Raw genomic sequence first — 17870 nt, forward strand, 5'->3', positions numbered from 1 at the left:
AGACAAAAAAAGCCTCCTCCCTGAATTAGGAGAAGGCACTTCATTTTATTTAGTGTGCGAATCCGGCAAGGTACTGCTCCGGAACGGCTGTTTCTTTATGAAGCTTGGCAGCGGCTTCCAAAGTCCAGTATGGATTTCTCAGCATGCCTCGGCCAACAGCAACGAGATCGGCTTCTTCATTGCCAATTACTGCATTCGCCAGCTGCGGATCATCCAGCCGTCCGACCGCGATGACCGGCGTGCCGACAGCTTTCCGAATTTCCCGAGCAAACGGTACTTGATAGGCGGCGTGTGTCCCCGGTTTTCCTGCTGCAGCGATTGGACCTTCGCCGCCGGCACTGACATGAAACAGGTCGACACCCGCTTCCTTATATGCCTTGGCGATCGGAATGCTGTGCTCCAGTCCGTATCCGCCGTTCACATATTCAATCGCAGATATGCGCATGATCAGCGGCATCTCTGTAGGCATTTCCTTCTTAACCGCTTGAACAACCTCTGAGCCAAACCTCGACAGATCCTCGCCATATTCATCCGTCCTTTTGTTGGTAAAAGCAGATTGGAACTGATGAATCAGGTAGCCATGCGCGCCATGCAATTCGATTGCATCAAATCCGGCCTTAACCGCCCGCTTCACAGCTTGTGCGTATCGGCCGGGCATCGCCTTGACCTCATCCGTTGTAAGTGCACGTGGCGTTTTATACTCATCATTGAATGCAATGGCAGACGGGGCAACCGGTACCGGAGCATCCTGCGCTTTGCGCCCAGCGTGCGCGATTTGAATCGCGACCTTCGCACCGTACTTGTGGCAAGCGTCGACAATCCGTGCAAGTGCCGGAATTTGTTCGTCGGACCAGAGCCCAAGATCGTTATCAGTGATCCGTCCATCCGGCTCGATATCGGTCATTTCGATAATGATGAGCCCTGCGCCGCCAATCGCCCGACTGACATAGTGCACGTAGTGCCAATCCGTTGCAATCCCATCCTTTTTTTCAACGGAATACTGACACATCGGCGGCATGACAACACGATTCTTTAGTTCCAAGCCTTTAAACGTCCATGGTGTAAACAAATCAATCATTTAAGTCGCTCCTTCGAATTAAGAATTAATTGGGCATGCAAAATCTGATTGGGATTCTTGATCACCGTCATTTTCCCTGCATCAATCAGTGCTTTAATACGCCAATAAATAAATGTATCACCGACCCACTGTTTTTCATGCAGTTCACCGATTGCATCGCCAATTAAGCGCATGCAGAGAAAGCCTTTATGGTTTTCCTTTTGACGCGCTAGCCGGCGCGCGTGCCGTAAAATCTCGGCATCAAAGTAATCCGGCGCTACGGGCTGCACGTGGTCGTCCACCCAGATTCTCAGTACTGATGGATCGGCGGAGACGCGCAGCCATTCGCGTTCCAATCGGGTGCGCTCGTTTTCGGTCAGTGACGGATTCCGCGCTTGTTTTTTAAATAACATCGCCAGCGTTTCCGAAGGCAATTCGAAGCTGTATGCCGCTTGTATCTCTTCCCCAAGCTCCTCAGACAGCTGTTTCTCATGTGCAGAAGGATTGATGACTTGAATTGGATTCATCCGGCCGCGCAAAAGATAGACTACTAGAGCCAGCCCGCACTGATCCCAAGCATTGTCCGATGCCCAAATGGTGATTGGCATATGCTCAGGAATAGCCTTGATCGCGCGCAGCTGATCAACCAACGCTTCGTTGCCATCCACATCATAAAAATAATCTTCCAATTTATCTTTGATCCAGGCGTTTCGATGGTGCACTCCATCCACTTCATCTAAATGCGCTAATGGTCCGTATGAGAGATCCGAAGTGATGACAAGTATCCGTTCGCGCCGGGCATGGATACTGCCAAGTCCTACCTTCAAACTCCCGGCAGTTGAATTGCCAAACACAATATGCCAGTGATTCAAGGCTTCTTTAGTCAGCGGCTGCTCCGGCTGCAAACGAATCAAGTCTTCATACATGTGACGAATCCGCTTGGAAAGCCGTTGTTCATCCGTAAACTGCTCGGCTATTGCTGCTTCCTGAAACAGATGTAACAGCATCCGCTTGCTCTCTCGTTCCGTTAGCTGATTTATTGCTTCGCCAAGATTTTCATACACGGACAAACCGCCTCCATTCAAATCCTAACAAAATCATTGATTACCCACCAAACATAAAGACTTGAAAAAAGCTGAATGCCAAAATGGTCATTCAGCTTTTAACTATTTATTTTGCATAGCTCTCTTCGATGGTGCGAATTCGATCATAGAGAAAATCATTAACCGGTGTCGGAATCCCGTGCTTCTGTCCCAGTTTGCGAATGGTACCCGCAAACAGATCGACCTCGGTCGGGCGATGCTGCAAGGTATCCTGCCGCATCGAAGGCATTCCTTCAGGATTCAGAGCATCATTGATGTTCAACCAACCAGCGATCTCACTTTCTTGAAGCGGCACCCCTTCAGCATTGGCGACTTTAACCACTTCCTTCATCGCGGCAATGACCGTTTCACGAGGCTTGCCCGGTACCTGTATCCCACCGTAATTGGTTTCGAAAACAGCAGTCGACTGATTCACACCTGTATTGACCATCAGTTTGCTCCACATTTTATGAAGCATGCGGTCAGGAATTTCATAAGGAATTCCCGTTTTTTCAAACAGACGGGCCAGGTCGTCCACCTTTTCACTGCGCGTGTCGTCGGCTTCTCCAAAACTGACGAATCCTATATTCTTGTAGGTCAATTCATTGCCGATTTTCGAAGCATCCATACCGGCGACAATACAATAAAGCAGTTGATCAAAGCCAAATGCCTCACCAATCATCTGTTCACTAGAGATACCGTTCAACACGGAAAGCAGAACCGTCTGCTTGCCGTGTTGGTTTCTGGCACTTTCAATTGCATCTTTAAGCCCGGTGTATTTCACTGCGAAAATCAATAGATCAGCAGGATCGCCTTGTACGTCTGCATCCACATAATGAAAATCACATAGCTCCCCGTTGCAGTAAATGCCTTCTCTTTTGTATCGCGCGATCCGGTCATGATCGGCAACAATCCGTACCGCATCCTTACCTAAATGATCGACCATTTGTTTTCCATACATAATTCCCAGCGCACCGAGCCCAACAATCGCTACCGTCTTGATCTCCATTCCTCTTCCTCCGGATCGTTGTGAATTTTTCTGTAAAATCACTTTACATCTAGTATAAACGTTTCAATCAATAGCTCACAACTGATCAGCCATACATAGAAAATGGCGCCAATAGCCAAACTATCTATAAAAATGGTGCGAAGGGTTTGAGTCTCGTGAATTTTATGATGCGTTTTATTGATTTTCACCCAAGCTGGCTATGGAAAGCCGTTGTCATTATTCTGTTTGGTATTTTGCTGATTCGAATTTCAGGAAGAAAATCGATCTCACAAATGACCATTCCGCAAACAGTCATTATGATCTCTATTGGGACATTGCTCGTCCAACCAATCAGCGGAAAAAGTGTTACCCTTTCCTTTGTCATCGGTGCTATATTTGTATTCACTCTTTTTTTAATAGATCTTATTCAATTGAAATGGGACTGGGCAGAATCCCTCTTTTCCGGACACGCTAAAATCATTATAAAAAATGGAAGACTGCGTCCGATTCGTCTGAAAAAAATGAAGATGACAGTGGATCATATTGAGATGCAACTTCGGCAGATGGGCATTGAACGGATTGAAGATGTCGAGATGGCAACCGTTGAACAAAGTGGACAAATCGGCTACTTGCTCGTTTCCGGTCAGAGACCGGCAACAAAAGCAGATATTGCTGAACTTCGAGACGACCTGAATGTCATCGCTCGGGCGCTCAAGGTTCGGCTGCCGTCCGCACAATCAAAAAAGCAGCCGGACAGCAATTTATTTACTGAGATTGAGAACGGACACAAACGATCTGTTCCGCAAAAATTACGCTGACTCCTTCATCGTTCACTTGCCTGAGAGCTGTTTTTCACGATACACTTAGGTGAACGAAAGGGGCAAAAATCGTGAGCAGCAAATTGTCGATCAGCCAGATGGCGGAAATTCATAACATTTCGAGACAAACGCTCATCTATTACGATAAAATAGGCTTGTTTCAGCCAGACAGCAAGGACACCAACGGCTACCGCTACTACAGCGTGCGACAAATCCCCTTTCTAAGAGAAATCTGCTTTCTAAAGTCAATTGGTGTGCCGCTGGATGAGATCAAGCAAAACATTAAAGGACGCGATGTAACCAGCGCGCTGACCCTTCTTACGTTCCACGAAAAAAAGATCAATGAAAAAATTGACGAGTTACTCAGCATACGTCGTTCCATCAAAAACCGATTGTTGGTTTATCAAAATGTTGATCAGAGCAAGGAAGAACTCTATCGCCCGGTGATTGAGCAATTGCCTGAACGCAAAGTTGTCTTTGTGCCCTTCGACAGTGAAGTCGACAGACCAACATTGCATTTGACGATGATGCGTGCCTGGCGCTTGTTGCATGAACACGGCATTACGCCCTCGGGACGTTTTGGCACACTGATTAAGCACGAAATGATGACCGGTGATACGCCGTTCAGCCAAGCCGGCGTTTTCATTGAAATTCCCGATCAAACGGCTAAGGTCTCAGAAACTATAACACTCCCGAGCGGATCCTACGCTTGCATGTATAAGTATGGAATGCCATACGATTTAAGCTATGCCCGACATCTTCTCGAATGGATCGCAGAGCATAAATTTGAAGTGACCGGTCCAATTATTGATGTCTGTTTGCTTGATGCCACCTTCTACGCAAGTGAACACAATGCCGACCTGTGCCAACTGCAGATTCACATTCACTAAGGAAATGTGAATCGAACCCTGGTGATTAAGCTCGCATCTCCGGTCTTAGGTTCAACTTTCGACTCGTTCGGTTCAACTTTTCACTTATTAGGTTCAACTTCTCATGTTCGGTTCTACTTTTCCGATCTTAGGTTGAACTTTCGACTCGTTCGGTTTTACTTTTCCGATCTTAGGTTGAACTTCTCATGTTCGGTTCTACTTTTCCAATCTTAGGTTGAACTTTCGACTCGTTCGGTTCAACTTTTCACTTATTAGGTTCAACTTCTCATGTTCGGTTTTACTTTTCTAATCTTAGGTTAAACTTTCGACTCGTTCGGTTTTACTTTTCCGATCTTAGGTTGAACTTCCCCGCCGTTCGCTCTCATTTTTTCTTTTCATAGTTCGTATGCGAAAAACAGGAGCTTCTCTCAATAAGAAGCTCCTGTTCTCTATTGTTTTTATCCGTTCCAGCGTTGGGATCGCGCATTTGGAATGCCCAACTGATCGAGAATTTTCATCACGTGGTGATTGACCATATCGTCCAATGTTTTCGGATGATTATAGAAGGCGGGCATTGGCGGCACGATGCGCACACCGAGCCGCGCAAGTTTCAGCATGTTTTCCAAATGAATTGCGCTGAGCGGTGATTCGCGAGGACAGAGAATCAGCTTGCGATTTTCCTTAATCATAACTTCGGCTGTGCGCGTGATCAAACTGTCTTCATAACCATTGGCAACTGCGCTCAGAGTTTTCATACTGCATGGAACAATGACCATGCCGTCGGTTAGAAACGAGCCGCTTGAGGTTCGTGCGCCAAGATTCCGATTGTCATAGAGCTCATCCGCCAACTTTTTTACTTCATTAAATGCGTAGTCGGTCTCGATCTCCAAGTTATTTTTTGCCCAGTCACTCATAATCAGATGTGTTGTCACATCTTCTGCCTGATGCAGGGCTTCAAGCAGCTTCACCGCAAAAATGGTGCCAGACGCTCCGGTCACGCCAACAATAATGTTCATTGGTCATCTCCCCGTTCGTTCAATTGTACGCACAAGTCATTGGCAAGCGCCATAGATAGTACTTTTACCTGATCAATTTCCGGTTTGGTAATCTGATCCACATGAATACCGCAGCAGATCACAAAATGTCCGCTAAACCTTTGGCTCAACACTTGGGCAATCGGTTCGGTCACAAAACGCTCCTTGTGCGTACCGAAAGCGAGTGTTTGCGCATCCATACCTTTGGCAGCGATCGTCACAACGCCTAAATGTGGCCGGTCGCCACCCGTCAGCATCACGCATAGATCCTGGCCCATTCTTATTGCAGTTAAATCAATCGTGATGCGTCCCGACTTTTTCGTCAACCGGATCATTTGAACAGCTCCGGTGCGAATCGACTTGGGTCAACATCCATGAATTTAGCGCGTTGAAATTTATTCTTCAAATGATAAGGAACGGTGCAATCAAAAATGGTCTTGCAGGAGATGCCTTTATCACGAATGTACGGATTGTATTCCGGATTCTGAGTCGGATCGAGCGGATGACAGCGGACACCTGGAATAAAAATGGTATCGACATCTCCCTGATAACGCGTGTTCATCGCCCAAAGTACATCGCTCGTATCAAATATGTCGACATCCTCGTCCACGAGCATGACATGCTTCATTTCAGAAAACGCGGCAAAGGTCAGAAGTGCCGCTTGACGCTGACGTCCTTCATCGCTGGGCTGTATTTTTTTAAATTGCAGAATCGCCATGTATTTGCCGCCTCCTGATGGATGGCAGTACACATTCAACACCTTGCCCGGCATTGCGCGTTCTACCATTTGGAGAATGCTCGCCTCGGTCGGAATTCCGGCCATGTTCACATGCTCTTCGCTTGGCCCAATCACGGTTTGCATAATCGGATTCTTACGATGCGTGACCGCCTTCACTTTGATAAGCGGCACTTGAGCGACTGCCGGACCCGTATAGCCCGGAAATTCAGGCATCGCTTTACCGGTATTTGTATTTTGATCCTCCCGCACATAGGCTCCAGGAATCAGCTCGCCTTCAATCACATATTCCGCATTGGCAATCGCTTTTTCATCAATCGTGAGACATGGAGTAAGCTCCACCGCCTGATTGCGGATCGTTCCAGCGACACTGAGCTCGTTGTAGCCAAGCGGAGTGGTCGGCGGTTCGAAACAAGCGCCGATTTCAACTGCAGGATCGACACCGATGCTGATGGAAATTGGGAGCGGACGCCCTTCTTTTTCCGCCTTTTCACGAAAGACACCGAGGTGGCGCGCACCCGGAACAAAGTACATTGAAATTTCATTCTTGCTTTGGAGACACAGTCGATGAATCGTGACATCCGAATCTCCGGTCTGCGAATCCGACGCATAGCACATCCCCATTGTGACGTACGGCCCGGCATCCTCTTCCGTATTCGTAGGTGCCGGAATCAGCTTGCGAATATCGAATCCCGGCTCATCCGCATAATGTACGACTTCTTGGCATTTCGGCTTTTCATTGATGACAACCGGCTGAATCGGATTCTTGACTGCTTCATTGAGTAGAAAACCGAGGCGCTCCGGCTCCGTTCCAAGCATCATCGCCACACGTTCACGGCTGGCTAGCAAGCCAATTAAGACACGTGCATCCGGATGCCCTTTCACATTATTAAAAATCATCGCAGGTCCTTTTCTCGTTGGACGCATCACGGTTCCGCCCGCACCTACATGACGGTAGACACCGGAAATTTCCGCCTGCGGATCAACTGGTTCATCCGTTTCAATGAGCTGACCGGACACCGACTTTAACAGCTCCAAAGCCGACCGCATATCCGTAATTTTTGCTTCTTTCTCAACCACACGAACTCACTCCTTTTTTGTAATTCATGAATCACACAAAATTAGTCCGTGCTCATTTTACAGTGTATAGCAGCTATACAGTCAACTACGCTCCGTATGGTACAAAAAAAATGCCGCGGCTGATTTCCCGCGACATTCTTATTCTCATCTTAATTAATTCGTTTCTTTGCTTTGCTCTGATTTGTTCTTCTCTTTAAAGAGTCGTTCCCGAAGGCAGTTCATTCATCTCTTTAATTTTCGCCAACAACAATTTTTCCGATCATCTTGCCACTTTCAACCAATTGATGTGCTTCGCGCAGATTTTCTGCGTTCAACGGTGTCAGCTTCTTTGTTACGGTCTGCTTAAGGACACCATTGTCCAGCAATTTCGCAACTTTTGTAAGCAGATTATGCTGCTCAATCATGTCCTCGGTTTCAAACATCGGACGCGTGAACATGAATTCCCAGCTAAACGTGATACTCTTAGGCTTAATCAAGTCCAGATTAATGCCGTCTCCAATTTCCACAATGGAGCAGATATGGCCTTGCGGTTTGATCACGTCATACATGTTCTGCCAATGTCCCTTCGTGTCGTTCAAGCAGAGAATGGCATCAACCGTATCAAACGGAAGCTTCTCAAATTCATCTTTAAAGGATTGTCTGTGATTAATGACCTCATCTGCGCCAAGATCTTTTACCCACTTAATCGTTTCCGGCCGTGACGCTGTGGCAATGACATGAAGACCTGCCCATTTGGCAAGCTGAATGGCAATCGATCCGACACCTCCAGCGCCATTTATGATGAGCAGCCGTTTCCCGACATTTTCCTCATGGTGTTCTGCACTAAACGGCAATCGAGCAAATAAAGCTTCATAAGCAGTAATACTTGTCAAAGGTATCCCTGCTGCGGTCAGAAAATCCAACGTTTCCGGCTTATGTGCAACAATTCGTTCGTCAACTAAATGCTGGTCGGTATTCGTTCCTTTTCGCGTAACATCCCCTGCGTAATAGACTTCATCACCCGGTTTGAAAAGGGTTACCTTTTCCCCCGCTGCCACTACGATGCCACTTGCATCATAGCCGACGATCCTTGCACCATTCGTTCGTCCGTTCTGCGCATTTCGCACTTTCGTGTCGACCGGATTAACGGATACAGCCTTTACCTGAACAAGAAGATCATGCCCTGTCGGCTGCTGATCCGGAAGCTCTATAGGAACAATACTGTTTGGATTTGAAATATCTGTTGCTTCAAATGTGCCGAATGCTTTCATCAAATCTCCCCCATCCTCATTTCGATTACACATATAGTATAATGGCACTAAAGCGGATCGGGTAGAACGCACAATGTCGTGACGTAGAAACAAGAATGTAACCTAGGAGGCTTATTAATGAGGAATCGAAAAGCAGGATACGCCTGCAAACATTGCCCTGTTGAAACAACCCTTGATATCATCGGCGGGAAATGGAAAGGCGTCATCCTTTATCATATAATGACGAAAACAAGACGATTTAACGAGATGCGCCGTCTCATGCCGGGTGTGAGTCAGCGTATGTTAACACTTCAGCTTCGCGAATTAGAAAAAGACGGTGTCATTCATCGAGAAGTATTTCCAGTTGTCCCGCCAAAAACAGAGTACTCACTCACCACGTTTGGGGAAACCTTGAAACCGATTATTCAAGAAATGAAACGCTGGGGCGATCATTATGAACAGACTCATCAGGACCTCCTAGAAAAATAAGGCATGCGATGCTCTTGACTGAGCACGGGCATAGCCTTATTTATTTTTGTCTAAAATTTTGTCTAAAATTTTGTCTAAAATTTTGTTTAAAAGATGAGCAAAACTTGCTGTACTTTACGTGTGTCACGTTTTTCCTATTCGTTTAAATCACCTTATGCTCGATTAGAGAGGCATTTCAAAATCCGGATGCTGATTTATTTACTTGAATCAAGGGATCATCTTTCTTTGGGAGCATACTTTCTGAAAATAAATGATTTCATAGACGAATGACATCTTTATTGTTATACTTAATATATAACAGATAGAACAAGAGGCGATTACTGATGCTCCTTTCGATCGATTTCGGTTCTGACCAGCCGATTTATATGCAAATACGCAATGGAATTGTCAACGGAATCGCTTCCGGTAATTTGAACGACGGTGATCCACTGCCTTCTGTCCGTACTCTAGGAGCAGAAATCGGTGTCAATCTTCATACCGTCAATAAAGCCTACCAATTACTTCAAAGCGAAGGGTTTATTGAAATTCAGCGGCGGCGCGGAACCTTTATCAAAGCCGGAGATGCAGCACAAAATGCGGCTGAGTTTCTGGAAAACTGCGGTGATCCGTTGAAAACACTTGTCTCTGAGGCGGTTACACGCCGCGTTGATCGAGCCGTGCTGCATCAAATGATTGATCACATGTATGACGAACTGGAGGGTAATGAATCGTGAACGAAAACATCCTCATTCTTATATGCACCTATGTCCTTGTCGCGTGTCTCATGATTATGCAGCCTTGGTTTTCAAGAAAGAATGTTCTGTTTGGTGTCGTTTTTGCCAATCCTTCAATCTGGAGAGATGCTCAGGCAGCATCGATTCGTCGCCGCTACCTAGTTAGATCTGCCGGTACTGACCTTGCGCTGTTCGTTATTCTTCTTTTTCTCTCATTTATCCTAACCGATGAAAAGTGGCTCTTTGGATTTAGCATGGTTATGCTCGCTCTCATTGTAATCGATTCGTTTCTCTTTGTTCTTGCCAACCGGCAGACTCGAAAATTGAAGCAGAGTATGGCTCCGGATGCCCAACTAACTACAAAAAAGATTGTTGTTGACCTGGGCAAAAGCGACCGAGAAACCGTATTGTCTCTCAAATGGGTTCTTCTCTTGGTTCCGGTCTTCGTTGCCACCCTCGCTGTCGTGTGGTTCGGTTATCCGTACATGGCTGACTCAATTCCGACGCATTTCGGAATCAGCGGACCCGACCGATGGGCACCAAAATCATGGCATACCGTACTGTCACCGGTGGCATTGGAGCTGATGCTCGGCGCTCTTGTTCTCTTTACTCGGCGCGCACCCGCGTCAGTTAAAGGAAATCCAAATGCTGCTCCGGGTTATGCGCAGTATCGAAAAATGATGACTCTTTTGCTGATCATTTTTTGTCTGTTATCAGAGATTCTGTTCTTTCTGGTTGTTCTCAGCTTTATCACGCCGATCAGTCCGCTGTGGTTTGCAATTCTATCACTTGTTAATTTGGGATTTTTGATTACGATGATTTGGCTCTATATACGCTTTGTTCGCAGCAAACATGTATCGGGGCCGATCCTTGATGACGACGGCAAGTGGATTTGGGGCATCTTCTATTTTAATCGCTCCGATCCCTCGATTTTTGTGGAAAAACGAGTCGGAATTGGATTCACGGTCAATATGGCTCGTCCGATTGCGTGGATTGTCCTAGTTGGGATCATCCTCATCACCATCCTGCTCTCTCGATAAACAGGACGTTCAAAAATTAGCGTTACGATTGGAGTGAATGTAATGATTCAAGACTACCTGCCGTTCCTGATTCCGATTATTGCTCTCGAACTCATTCTTGCCCTCACTGCACTGATTCATATTTTCCGGCACCGATCATTCAGATTCGCAAATCGATTCATTTGGATCGCTATTGTCCTTTTTGTTCAAATCATCGGTCCAATCATCTATTTTGCAATCGGCAGAGGCGAAGATTCATGAACATCTTAGAAATGCGCCACATCAGTAAAAATTTTGGCAAGCATCTCGTCCTGAACGATCTCAACTTCACTGTTCCTGAGCACTCTATTTTCGGTCTGATCGGAAAAAACGGTGCGGGAAAAACGACGGCAATGAAGATGATCATGGGCTTCCTTAAACCAACCAGCGGAAAGATTCTTGTTTGCGGAGAGAACGTTGCCTACGGAAATACGGCAACCAACCGTTTTATCGGATACCTGCCTGATGTACCTGAGTTTTATGGATATATGACTGCTAAAGAATACTTAGTTATGTGTGGCCGGATCACCGGTCTTAAAAAGCTTCAGATCCATGAGCGTGTACAGGAGCTGCTGCCGTTGGTCGGTCTTGACGGAATCAAGCGGGAAATCCACAGCTTTTCAAGGGGCATGAAGCAGCGGCTTGGGATTGCACAAGCATTATTGAACACACCGAAATTGTTAATTTGCGACGAAGCAACATCGGCGCTCGATCCACAAGGAAGGAAAGAAATTCTTGACCTTTTGTCTGTTGCCGCCGATCAGACAACAGTCATCTTTTCAACACATATCCTATCTGACGTGGAACGTATTTGCGACTCGATCGGGCTGTTGCATGAAGGTACGCTCGCTCTGCATGGGAAGCTGTCCGAGGTTAAAAATACGTACCGGAAAGAAGCCGTACGCATTGAAACCATCGATGAAGTACAGGCCAGGCGTCTGTTTGAACACCTGCGCACGCTCTCCTTTATTCAATCTGTTGAAACCAGTCAATGTGCGGTAACGGTGCAGTTGCATGATCCACAAAAGAACGGGCTCAAAATTATTGACCTGCTCTCTGATGAGCAAATACCGATTACGAATTATCAACTTCTTGAACCGACGCTCGAAAATGTCTTCTTGGATGTGATCAAATGAATGGATTCACTGCATTTTTCAAAAAAGAACTGCTTGAAGCGATTCGAAATTACAGAGTCCTTATTTTGTTTTCAGTGACCGCTATTTTCGGTATGATGAGTCCTCTGACTGCCAAAATGATGCCCGACATTCTTGCAAATGTTGGCGTTGAGGGAATGGTTCTCAAGATTCCGGAACCCACATTCATCGATGCTTTTACTCAGTTTTTCAAAAATTTCTCGCAGATGGGCACAGTCGTATTGCTTCTTGTCTTTGGTGGTTTGCTGTCTCAAGATCTTGCCAAAGGGACATTAATCATCCCGCTGTCAAAAGGACTGTCCCGCCATGCGGTCATCCTTGCCAAATATGCTTCCGCTTTGACTTTGTGGACATTAAGCTACGCACTTGCCACTCTGATCAATTACGGCTACACGCTGTATTTTTTTCAAACCATTTCTGTCAGCCATTTGTTTTTCTCGCTTTTCTGCCTCTGGTTATTCGGTGCCTTTCTTCTCGCATTTCTCCTACTGGCAAGTGTCGTCACGCGAGGAGCATTCGGTGGACTTCTTGTAACCGCTGCCGGGCTGGGGATTCTACTCATCTGCCAAGCTATTTTCAGAATGGATCCGTTTAATCCTTTGAAGCTCGTTTCAGAAAACGTTGCCTTATTGACAGGCAAAGCAGCGTTTGATCAGTTACTCAATACCGCTTGGAGCACCTGCGCCCTGATCCTGAGTACGCTAATTCTCGCCATGATGTTGTTTAAGAAAAAAAGCATATAATTTCCGATTTATGCATTACCTTTTTTAAAGGTATTCAAAAAGAATGAGATACAACTCACCTTGGGTACTCACATAAATCTAAAATAACCATAGCCTATAACGAGAAAAAAATAGGTGGTGACTATTCGTGTTTTACGATGATCAGCAGTACCGACAGATCGGCCAAGGCAGCACCTCTTCTACATTTACTTCTGCCGTTCTCGATGCCGTGAAAGGTGAGGCAACGGCTGTCGATTTCTATGGACGTTTGGCTGAAGCAGCACCAAACGAGCAAATGAAGGCAGATATCCTTAGGATTCGTCAAGATGAACACGATCATTTTCAATTATTCAGTTGGCTTTACGTTCAGTTGACTGGCAATCAGCCGGTCTATCAAATCACGCCGGTCCAGTTTCAATCCTTTTCGGAAGGCTTGCGCATTGCTTATCGTGATGAGCTGGAAGATTACGAGACATATCGGAATCTCTATTTAACACAGTCAGACCCGACGGTTCGAAACATTTTATTACGTGCATTTTCAGATGAGATCAAACATGCAATCCGTTTTGGGTTCATGACAACCAATTTAGCTTAACCATTGCAAGTCCGTAAACCCCTGCCTTCTTCCCACGAACATGGAAAACGGCAGGGGTTCTTTACAGAACGTTTATCCATACCTCAACTCATCAATTAAGCTATAATATAAGCTATTAAGAAGAACTTTTATCCATAGAGCTGCTCGGCCATTTTGCAGAAGGAGATTTCCTATGCTTCACATTCAAAATATCACGTTCCCGGAAACCGGACGGGTCATCGTCATTTCCGACATTCACGGCGATTTGAGTCTTTTTCAGGAACTGCTTGAAAAAGTTCATTATAGTACGGAAGATACGCTGATCATCAATGGCGATTTGTGCGAACGAGGTCCTAACAGCTTGGGCGTAATCCGCTTTGCCAGAAGACTGACCGAGGAAAATACCAATGCCTATATAACCGAAGGAAACTGCGACCGGCTGATTCATCATGCCTTCGATCATGATCCGACATTCTTTGGTCATCTGGAACGAAATCCGCATTCGATCATGAATGAATGGCTGCAGGAACACGGACGGACCTATGCCGATTTTAATTCGGTCACAGAGTTGGCGAATTTTTACCATTGCAACTGTGGTGAGGAAATAGACTGGCTGTTTTCCTTGCCGACCGCTCTGGAAGCCGATCATTATTTGTTTATTCACGCGGGGATCGACGACATTAAGGATTGGCGAGAGACGAGCCACCGATCAGCCACTGCGCTCCCTCATTTCTATACACGCAAGCATCAATGCGCGAAGACTGTGGTCGTCGGACACTGGCCGGTCGTCAATTATCGCGCCGAATCCGTCACTTGCCACAATCCGATCATTGATCCCGATAAGCGGATGATTTGCATCGACGGCGGTAATCAGGTGCGTTTCGACGGACAGCTGAATGCCCTGATCATTGAACGCCATCCGCAAGGTGATCGGATCACCTACACCTATGCGGATCATTTTCATCAGACTGCAACCGTTCGAAAAGCTTATACTGCTCCGACGGATTTCATTGGCACGCTGAACTATCCGAACTATGAGATAAGACTGCTTAAACAGGGAAAATATTTCAGTCTCTGTGAAAATGTGAATCTGGGACTCAAGCAATGGCTCAAAAATGAGTTCTTGGTGAAAAAGGGAGCAGCGCTTTTCGCGGACGACGATGTCAGTGCGAGCGGATTGACGGTTGCGGAACATGATCGGGTTGCCGTCATCAACGATACATGTGCGGGCTATACGCTCGTCAAAAAAGACGGATCGGTCGGCTGGGTGCCGAAGGAATGCTTCTAAAAACTGATGTTTTCGCCTACTTTCTGATCACTTTTTTTGTGCAATCTGCAGTTAAGGTTTCGTGATCAGTACCTGCTTAATCGGCGTGTTCACAGCATCTGCCGTTCAGCGCTTGAAGTCGTCAATCGGGTTCATGAGAAGCCTATGCTGCTTGCTGCTGCCGAAATGCATTTTTCAGCACGTTAAGCTTACCTAAAAAAGCAAATAAAGAGGCTGTCCCAAAAGATGGCTTAAATGAAAAGAGGATGTCTCAAAAGTCGATTTTTTGACTATGAGACATCCTCTTTAATTTTTATCAACCTTTTATTTATGCATTGAGCTGACAGGTTCGTGCATTGACACTTGATTTTCATGCATTGAAGTTCAGTTTTCATGCATGAACTCGGCTCGAGCTCTTATTTATGCATTGAGTTGGTGGATTTGTGCATTGACTCTTGATTTTCATGCATTGGACCCTACTTTTCGTGCATTGAAGTTCAGGTTTCATGCATGAACTCGGCCCGGGCTGCTTATTTATGCATTGAGCTGGCGGGTTCAGCTGCATTGGCGCTGAATTTTCATGCATTGAACCCTACTTTTCGTGCATTGAAGTTCAGTTTTCGTGCATGAACTCGGCTCGAACCCTTATTTATGCATTGAGCTGGCGGATTTGTGCATTGGCGCTTGATTTTCGTGCATTGGACCCTACTTTTCATGCATTGAAGTTCAGTTTTCATGCATGAACTCGGCTCGAGCCCTTATTTATGCATTGGCGCTTGATTTTCGTGCATTGAACCCTACTTTTCATGCATTGAAGTTCAGTTTTCGTGCATGAACTCGGCTCGAGCTCTTATTTATGCATTGGGCTGGCGGATTCGTGCATTGACACTTGATTTTCATGCATTGATCCCTACTTTTCGTGCATTGAAGTTCAGTTTTCGTGCATGAACTCGGCTCGGGCGACCCTCTCTTTTCATCAGTTACCCAACAATGGCAATTTGCGTTCCAATGCCAATGTCTGGGATCGGTTTGCTTTCAAGGTATAGTGTGCCCGCCAGATCCGCCTTCGTGCTGCCGTCAAATCTCATTGTGATATGACCGAGATCCGCAAGATTTTTCTGAACGAGGCGGCCGACTGCCGTAATTTTGAATTTGCTGTCATCTATAGATAAATATTGACCTGTTTGAATTTTGTCATGTACCGACTCTACATCGATGCCGAAGCAATAGTCCTTTAATCCTTCAGGTGCCTCGTTGCCAAACAAAATAAGCATTCTTTCTTGAAGAAACTCTTTTGCCAGTTTGCCGATACTTTTAATCTCTGTTTTATAGATCTCTGTGCGATCCTCTGATTTTCTTTTCATACCGAACATTTTTCACCCTCCTTTAATACTTAAACACAATGCACGAATACCTTTTTTTTAGACATAAAGTCCGAAACTGCACAACCAAGCAAGAACAACGCGCGGCACACCGGTTAGGAAGCGTGAATAGAGTACTGCCGGAACGCCAACCTCTACTGTTTCCGGTTTCGCTTCAGCAAGACCTAATCCGACCGGAACAAAGTCACAAGCATTTTGTGTATTAATCGCAAAAAGTGCCGGCAATGCTAATTGCGGTGGAATATTTCCTTTGCCAATTTCCACACCGATTAATGTTCCGATAACTTGCCCGATGACTCCGCCGGGGCCAAGCAACGGTGAAAGGAATGGGAGCGAGCAAATGAATCCAATCAGCATCAAGCCCCATATGTTGCCTGCAAGCGGAGACATCACTTTGCCAAACCAATTTCCGATCCCGGAACCCTGAATGATTCCAATGATCATCGCTACAAACGCCATAAAAGGGAGGATTGTGTTAATCATGGTCTGAACGGCGTCACGACCTGCCTGGTAGAGCGTGCTGACTACTCTTCCTGCACCAAGTCCGATTTTCGTAAACAAATCTTGGTGTTCGCTCGCTGCTAAAGTCTCGGAAATTTTCTTATCTGAACTGTATTTATAGGTTTTCTGCGTATCTGATGGTGACGCTTCACTTGCTTCTGAAGAATCGACTGCACCTTCCCATGCAGAAATTTGATCAACACCAACATTGGACACATAGATATGCTCATTAATATATTGAGCTAACGGACCGCTTTTACCGGTTGGCATGACATTTATCGTCGGGATTCCTTTTTTCGGATAAATCCCGCATCGAAGCGTTCCGCCGCAATCAACAATGACGACGGCAGCCTCTTCGTCAGGTACACTGGTTTTAAACCCATTAACAGGAACCCCACCGGTAATTTCAGCAAGCTTATCAACAATCGCGGGTTTATTGCCGCCCCCGACAATATAGACAATTTTATCTTTTCCTTCGGTCGGTGTAATCGTTAGCGGTCCGCCATATCCGCCGCTACCTTTGACAACTCGAGCTGATTTGAACATGCTGTTCACCCTCTCAACTATTTTTTAGATCTGCTGTTTTACTTAATGTCACATTTTGCTGTTTCGATACCCAGCCTGTCATGAAATCGGTAATCCATCCGCAGAAGAAATTGGCGACGAGTCCGACAAGCAAGTATCGGATTGCAAGAGGAGTAGTGTCCAATCCCAGTTGCTGAACTCCTTGGGCGATACCAAGCCAGATAAAGAGTTCGGCCGCATTAATATGCGGAAATACACCGTTGCTTGTATGGCAGAAATAAGCTGCGGATGCAAAGTAACTTGGCTTGTAGTATTCAGGCATAAACCGTCCGAGCGAATGCACCATTGGATTGGCCAGCATAAATGCGCCGAGAAAAGGCAGAACCATGTACCGAAGGAGCGGATTGCTTGCGGATTTGGCCGCCAGCTTGTTAATTCGATCAGCACCAATTAAACCGATTAAAGCGTTCATCGCAACCAATAGCATGAGTACAAGCGGTACGATGCTCGTCATCCACGAAATAAACGTCTTGCCGCCCATTTGAAAAAGATAGATAAATCCCTTTGCAGCACCTACTAACAGATCCATTTT

General features: G+C 46.0%; 21 protein-coding genes. 11 read left to right on the forward strand and 10 right to left on the reverse strand.

The genetic code is table 11. The features are described 5' to 3' along the window. Positions 1 to 49 precede the first annotated feature (49 nt). From AC1MBV_RS07260 to AC1MBV_RS07270, 3 genes are all read right to left on the reverse strand, one after another. Entirely contained in the window at positions 50 to 1078 is a 1029-nt protein-coding gene (locus AC1MBV_RS07260) for an NADH:flavin oxidoreductase/NADH oxidase (RefSeq protein ID WP_480947996.1), read from the reverse strand. Beyond that, positions 1075 to 2121, reverse strand: a complete 1047-nt coding sequence (locus tag AC1MBV_RS07265; RefSeq protein ID WP_255748317.1) for a DUF1835 domain-containing protein — start codon at positions 2119 to 2121, stop codon at positions 1075 to 1077. The genes AC1MBV_RS07260 and AC1MBV_RS07265 overlap by 4 nt, the downstream gene beginning before the upstream one ends. Positions 2122 to 2227: 106 nt before the next feature. Continuing rightward, a complete protein-coding gene (locus tag AC1MBV_RS07270; RefSeq protein ID WP_480947997.1) occupies positions 2228 to 3148 on the reverse strand; it encodes a ketopantoate reductase family protein in 921 nt (306 codons plus the stop codon). 167 nt (positions 3149 to 3315) lie between these two features. Here AC1MBV_RS07270 and AC1MBV_RS07275 point away from each other — a divergent pair, with 167 nt between their 5' ends. Further along, positions 3316 to 3945: a DUF421 domain-containing protein gene (locus AC1MBV_RS07275; protein ID WP_480947998.1), complete on the forward strand. Its 630-nt coding sequence runs from the start codon at positions 3316 to 3318 to the stop codon at positions 3943 to 3945. A 71-nt stretch (positions 3946 to 4016) separates the two neighbouring features. Then, positions 4017 to 4835, forward strand: coding sequence for a MerR family transcriptional regulator (locus tag AC1MBV_RS07280; RefSeq protein WP_255748315.1), 819 nt, complete (start codon positions 4017 to 4019; stop codon positions 4833 to 4835). Positions 4836 to 5272: 437 nt separating this feature from the next. Here the strand turns inward: AC1MBV_RS07280 and AC1MBV_RS07285 are convergent, their stop codons facing one another. The 4 genes from AC1MBV_RS07285 to AC1MBV_RS07300 form a co-directional block, all read right to left on the reverse strand. Beyond that, positions 5273 to 5830 carry a UbiX family flavin prenyltransferase gene (locus tag AC1MBV_RS07285; protein ID WP_255748314.1) on the reverse strand — a complete coding sequence of 186 codons (558 nt, stop codon included), beginning with the start codon at positions 5828 to 5830 and terminating at the stop codon, positions 5273 to 5275. After that, the gene (lpdD, locus tag AC1MBV_RS07290) at positions 5827 to 6183 is read right to left on the reverse strand and encodes a prenylated flavin chaperone LpdD (RefSeq protein ID WP_480947999.1); all 357 of its coding nucleotides are present in this window, start codon (positions 6181 to 6183) and stop codon (positions 5827 to 5829) included. The genes AC1MBV_RS07285 and lpdD overlap by 4 nt, the downstream gene beginning before the upstream one ends. After that, positions 6180 to 7664 carry a UbiD family decarboxylase gene (locus tag AC1MBV_RS07295; RefSeq protein ID WP_480948000.1) on the reverse strand — a complete coding sequence of 495 codons (1485 nt, stop codon included), beginning with the start codon at positions 7662 to 7664 and terminating at the stop codon, positions 6180 to 6182. The genes lpdD and AC1MBV_RS07295 overlap by 4 nt, the downstream gene beginning before the upstream one ends. Positions 7665 to 7894: 230 nt before the next feature. After that, positions 7895 to 8914: a zinc-binding alcohol dehydrogenase family protein gene (locus AC1MBV_RS07300; protein ID WP_480948001.1), complete on the reverse strand. Its 1020-nt coding sequence runs from the start codon at positions 8912 to 8914 to the stop codon at positions 7895 to 7897. A gap of 117 nt (positions 8915 to 9031) precedes the next feature. Here AC1MBV_RS07300 and AC1MBV_RS07305 point away from each other — a divergent pair, with 117 nt between their 5' ends. The 9 genes from AC1MBV_RS07305 to AC1MBV_RS07345 all read left to right on the forward strand — a co-directional run bounded on the left by AC1MBV_RS07305 (position 9032) and on the right by AC1MBV_RS07345 (position 15077). Beyond that, entirely contained in the window at positions 9032 to 9382 is a 351-nt protein-coding gene (locus tag AC1MBV_RS07305) for a winged helix-turn-helix transcriptional regulator (RefSeq protein WP_480948002.1), read from the forward strand. 323 nt (positions 9383 to 9705) lie between these two features. Continuing rightward, the gene (locus AC1MBV_RS07310; protein ID WP_255748309.1) at positions 9706 to 10095 is read left to right on the forward strand and encodes a GntR family transcriptional regulator; all 390 of its coding nucleotides are present in this window, start codon (positions 9706 to 9708) and stop codon (positions 10093 to 10095) included. Next, a complete protein-coding gene (locus AC1MBV_RS07315; protein ID WP_255748308.1) occupies positions 10092 to 11135 on the forward strand; it encodes a DUF1648 domain-containing protein in 1044 nt (347 codons plus the stop codon). The genes AC1MBV_RS07310 and AC1MBV_RS07315 overlap by 4 nt, the downstream gene beginning before the upstream one ends. A gap of 42 nt (positions 11136 to 11177) precedes the next feature. Continuing rightward, entirely contained in the window at positions 11178 to 11375 is a 198-nt protein-coding gene (locus AC1MBV_RS07320) for a PLDc N-terminal domain-containing protein (protein ID WP_255748307.1), read from the forward strand. After that, the gene (locus tag AC1MBV_RS07325) at positions 11372 to 12289 is read left to right on the forward strand and encodes an ABC transporter ATP-binding protein (RefSeq protein ID WP_255748306.1); all 918 of its coding nucleotides are present in this window, start codon (positions 11372 to 11374) and stop codon (positions 12287 to 12289) included. The genes AC1MBV_RS07320 and AC1MBV_RS07325 overlap by 4 nt, the downstream gene beginning before the upstream one ends. After that, positions 12286 to 13050, forward strand: a complete 765-nt coding sequence (locus tag AC1MBV_RS07330) for an ABC transporter permease subunit (RefSeq protein ID WP_255748305.1) — start codon at positions 12286 to 12288, stop codon at positions 13048 to 13050. The genes AC1MBV_RS07325 and AC1MBV_RS07330 overlap by 4 nt, the downstream gene beginning before the upstream one ends. A 127-nt stretch (positions 13051 to 13177) precedes the next feature. Continuing rightward, entirely contained in the window at positions 13178 to 13624 is a 447-nt protein-coding gene (locus AC1MBV_RS07335; protein ID WP_255748304.1) for a ferritin-like domain-containing protein, read from the forward strand. A gap of 172 nt (positions 13625 to 13796) precedes the next feature. After that, positions 13797 to 14891 (forward strand): metallophosphoesterase, encoded by a 1095-nt coding sequence (locus AC1MBV_RS07340; RefSeq protein ID WP_255748303.1) that lies wholly within the window; start codon positions 13797 to 13799, stop codon positions 14889 to 14891. Positions 14892 to 14927: 36 nt separating this feature from the next. Then, positions 14928 to 15077 (forward strand): hypothetical protein, encoded by a 150-nt coding sequence (locus AC1MBV_RS07345; protein ID WP_480948003.1) that lies wholly within the window; start codon positions 14928 to 14930, stop codon positions 15075 to 15077. Positions 15078 to 15850: 773 nt separating this feature from the next. Here AC1MBV_RS07345 and AC1MBV_RS07350 read toward each other — a convergent pair. The 3 genes from AC1MBV_RS07350 to srlA are packed head-to-tail and all read right to left on the reverse strand — an operon-like array spanning position 15851 to position 17867. Beyond that, positions 15851 to 16243, reverse strand: coding sequence for a PTS glucitol/sorbitol transporter subunit IIA (locus AC1MBV_RS07350; RefSeq protein WP_255748302.1), 393 nt, complete (start codon positions 16241 to 16243; stop codon positions 15851 to 15853). Positions 16244 to 16291: 48 nt separating this feature from the next. Continuing rightward, positions 16292 to 17299 carry a PTS glucitol/sorbitol transporter subunit IIB gene (gene srlE, locus AC1MBV_RS07355; protein ID WP_255748301.1) on the reverse strand — a complete coding sequence of 336 codons (1008 nt, stop codon included), beginning with the start codon at positions 17297 to 17299 and terminating at the stop codon, positions 16292 to 16294. Between the two features lie 13 nt (positions 17300 to 17312). After that, positions 17313 to 17867, reverse strand: a complete 555-nt coding sequence (gene srlA, locus AC1MBV_RS07360; RefSeq protein ID WP_255748300.1) for a PTS glucitol/sorbitol transporter subunit IIC — start codon at positions 17865 to 17867, stop codon at positions 17313 to 17315. Between the last annotated feature and the right edge of the window lie 3 nt (positions 17868 to 17870).

It is taken from the genome of Sporolactobacillus sp. PKPK-6, assembly GCF_056678885.1.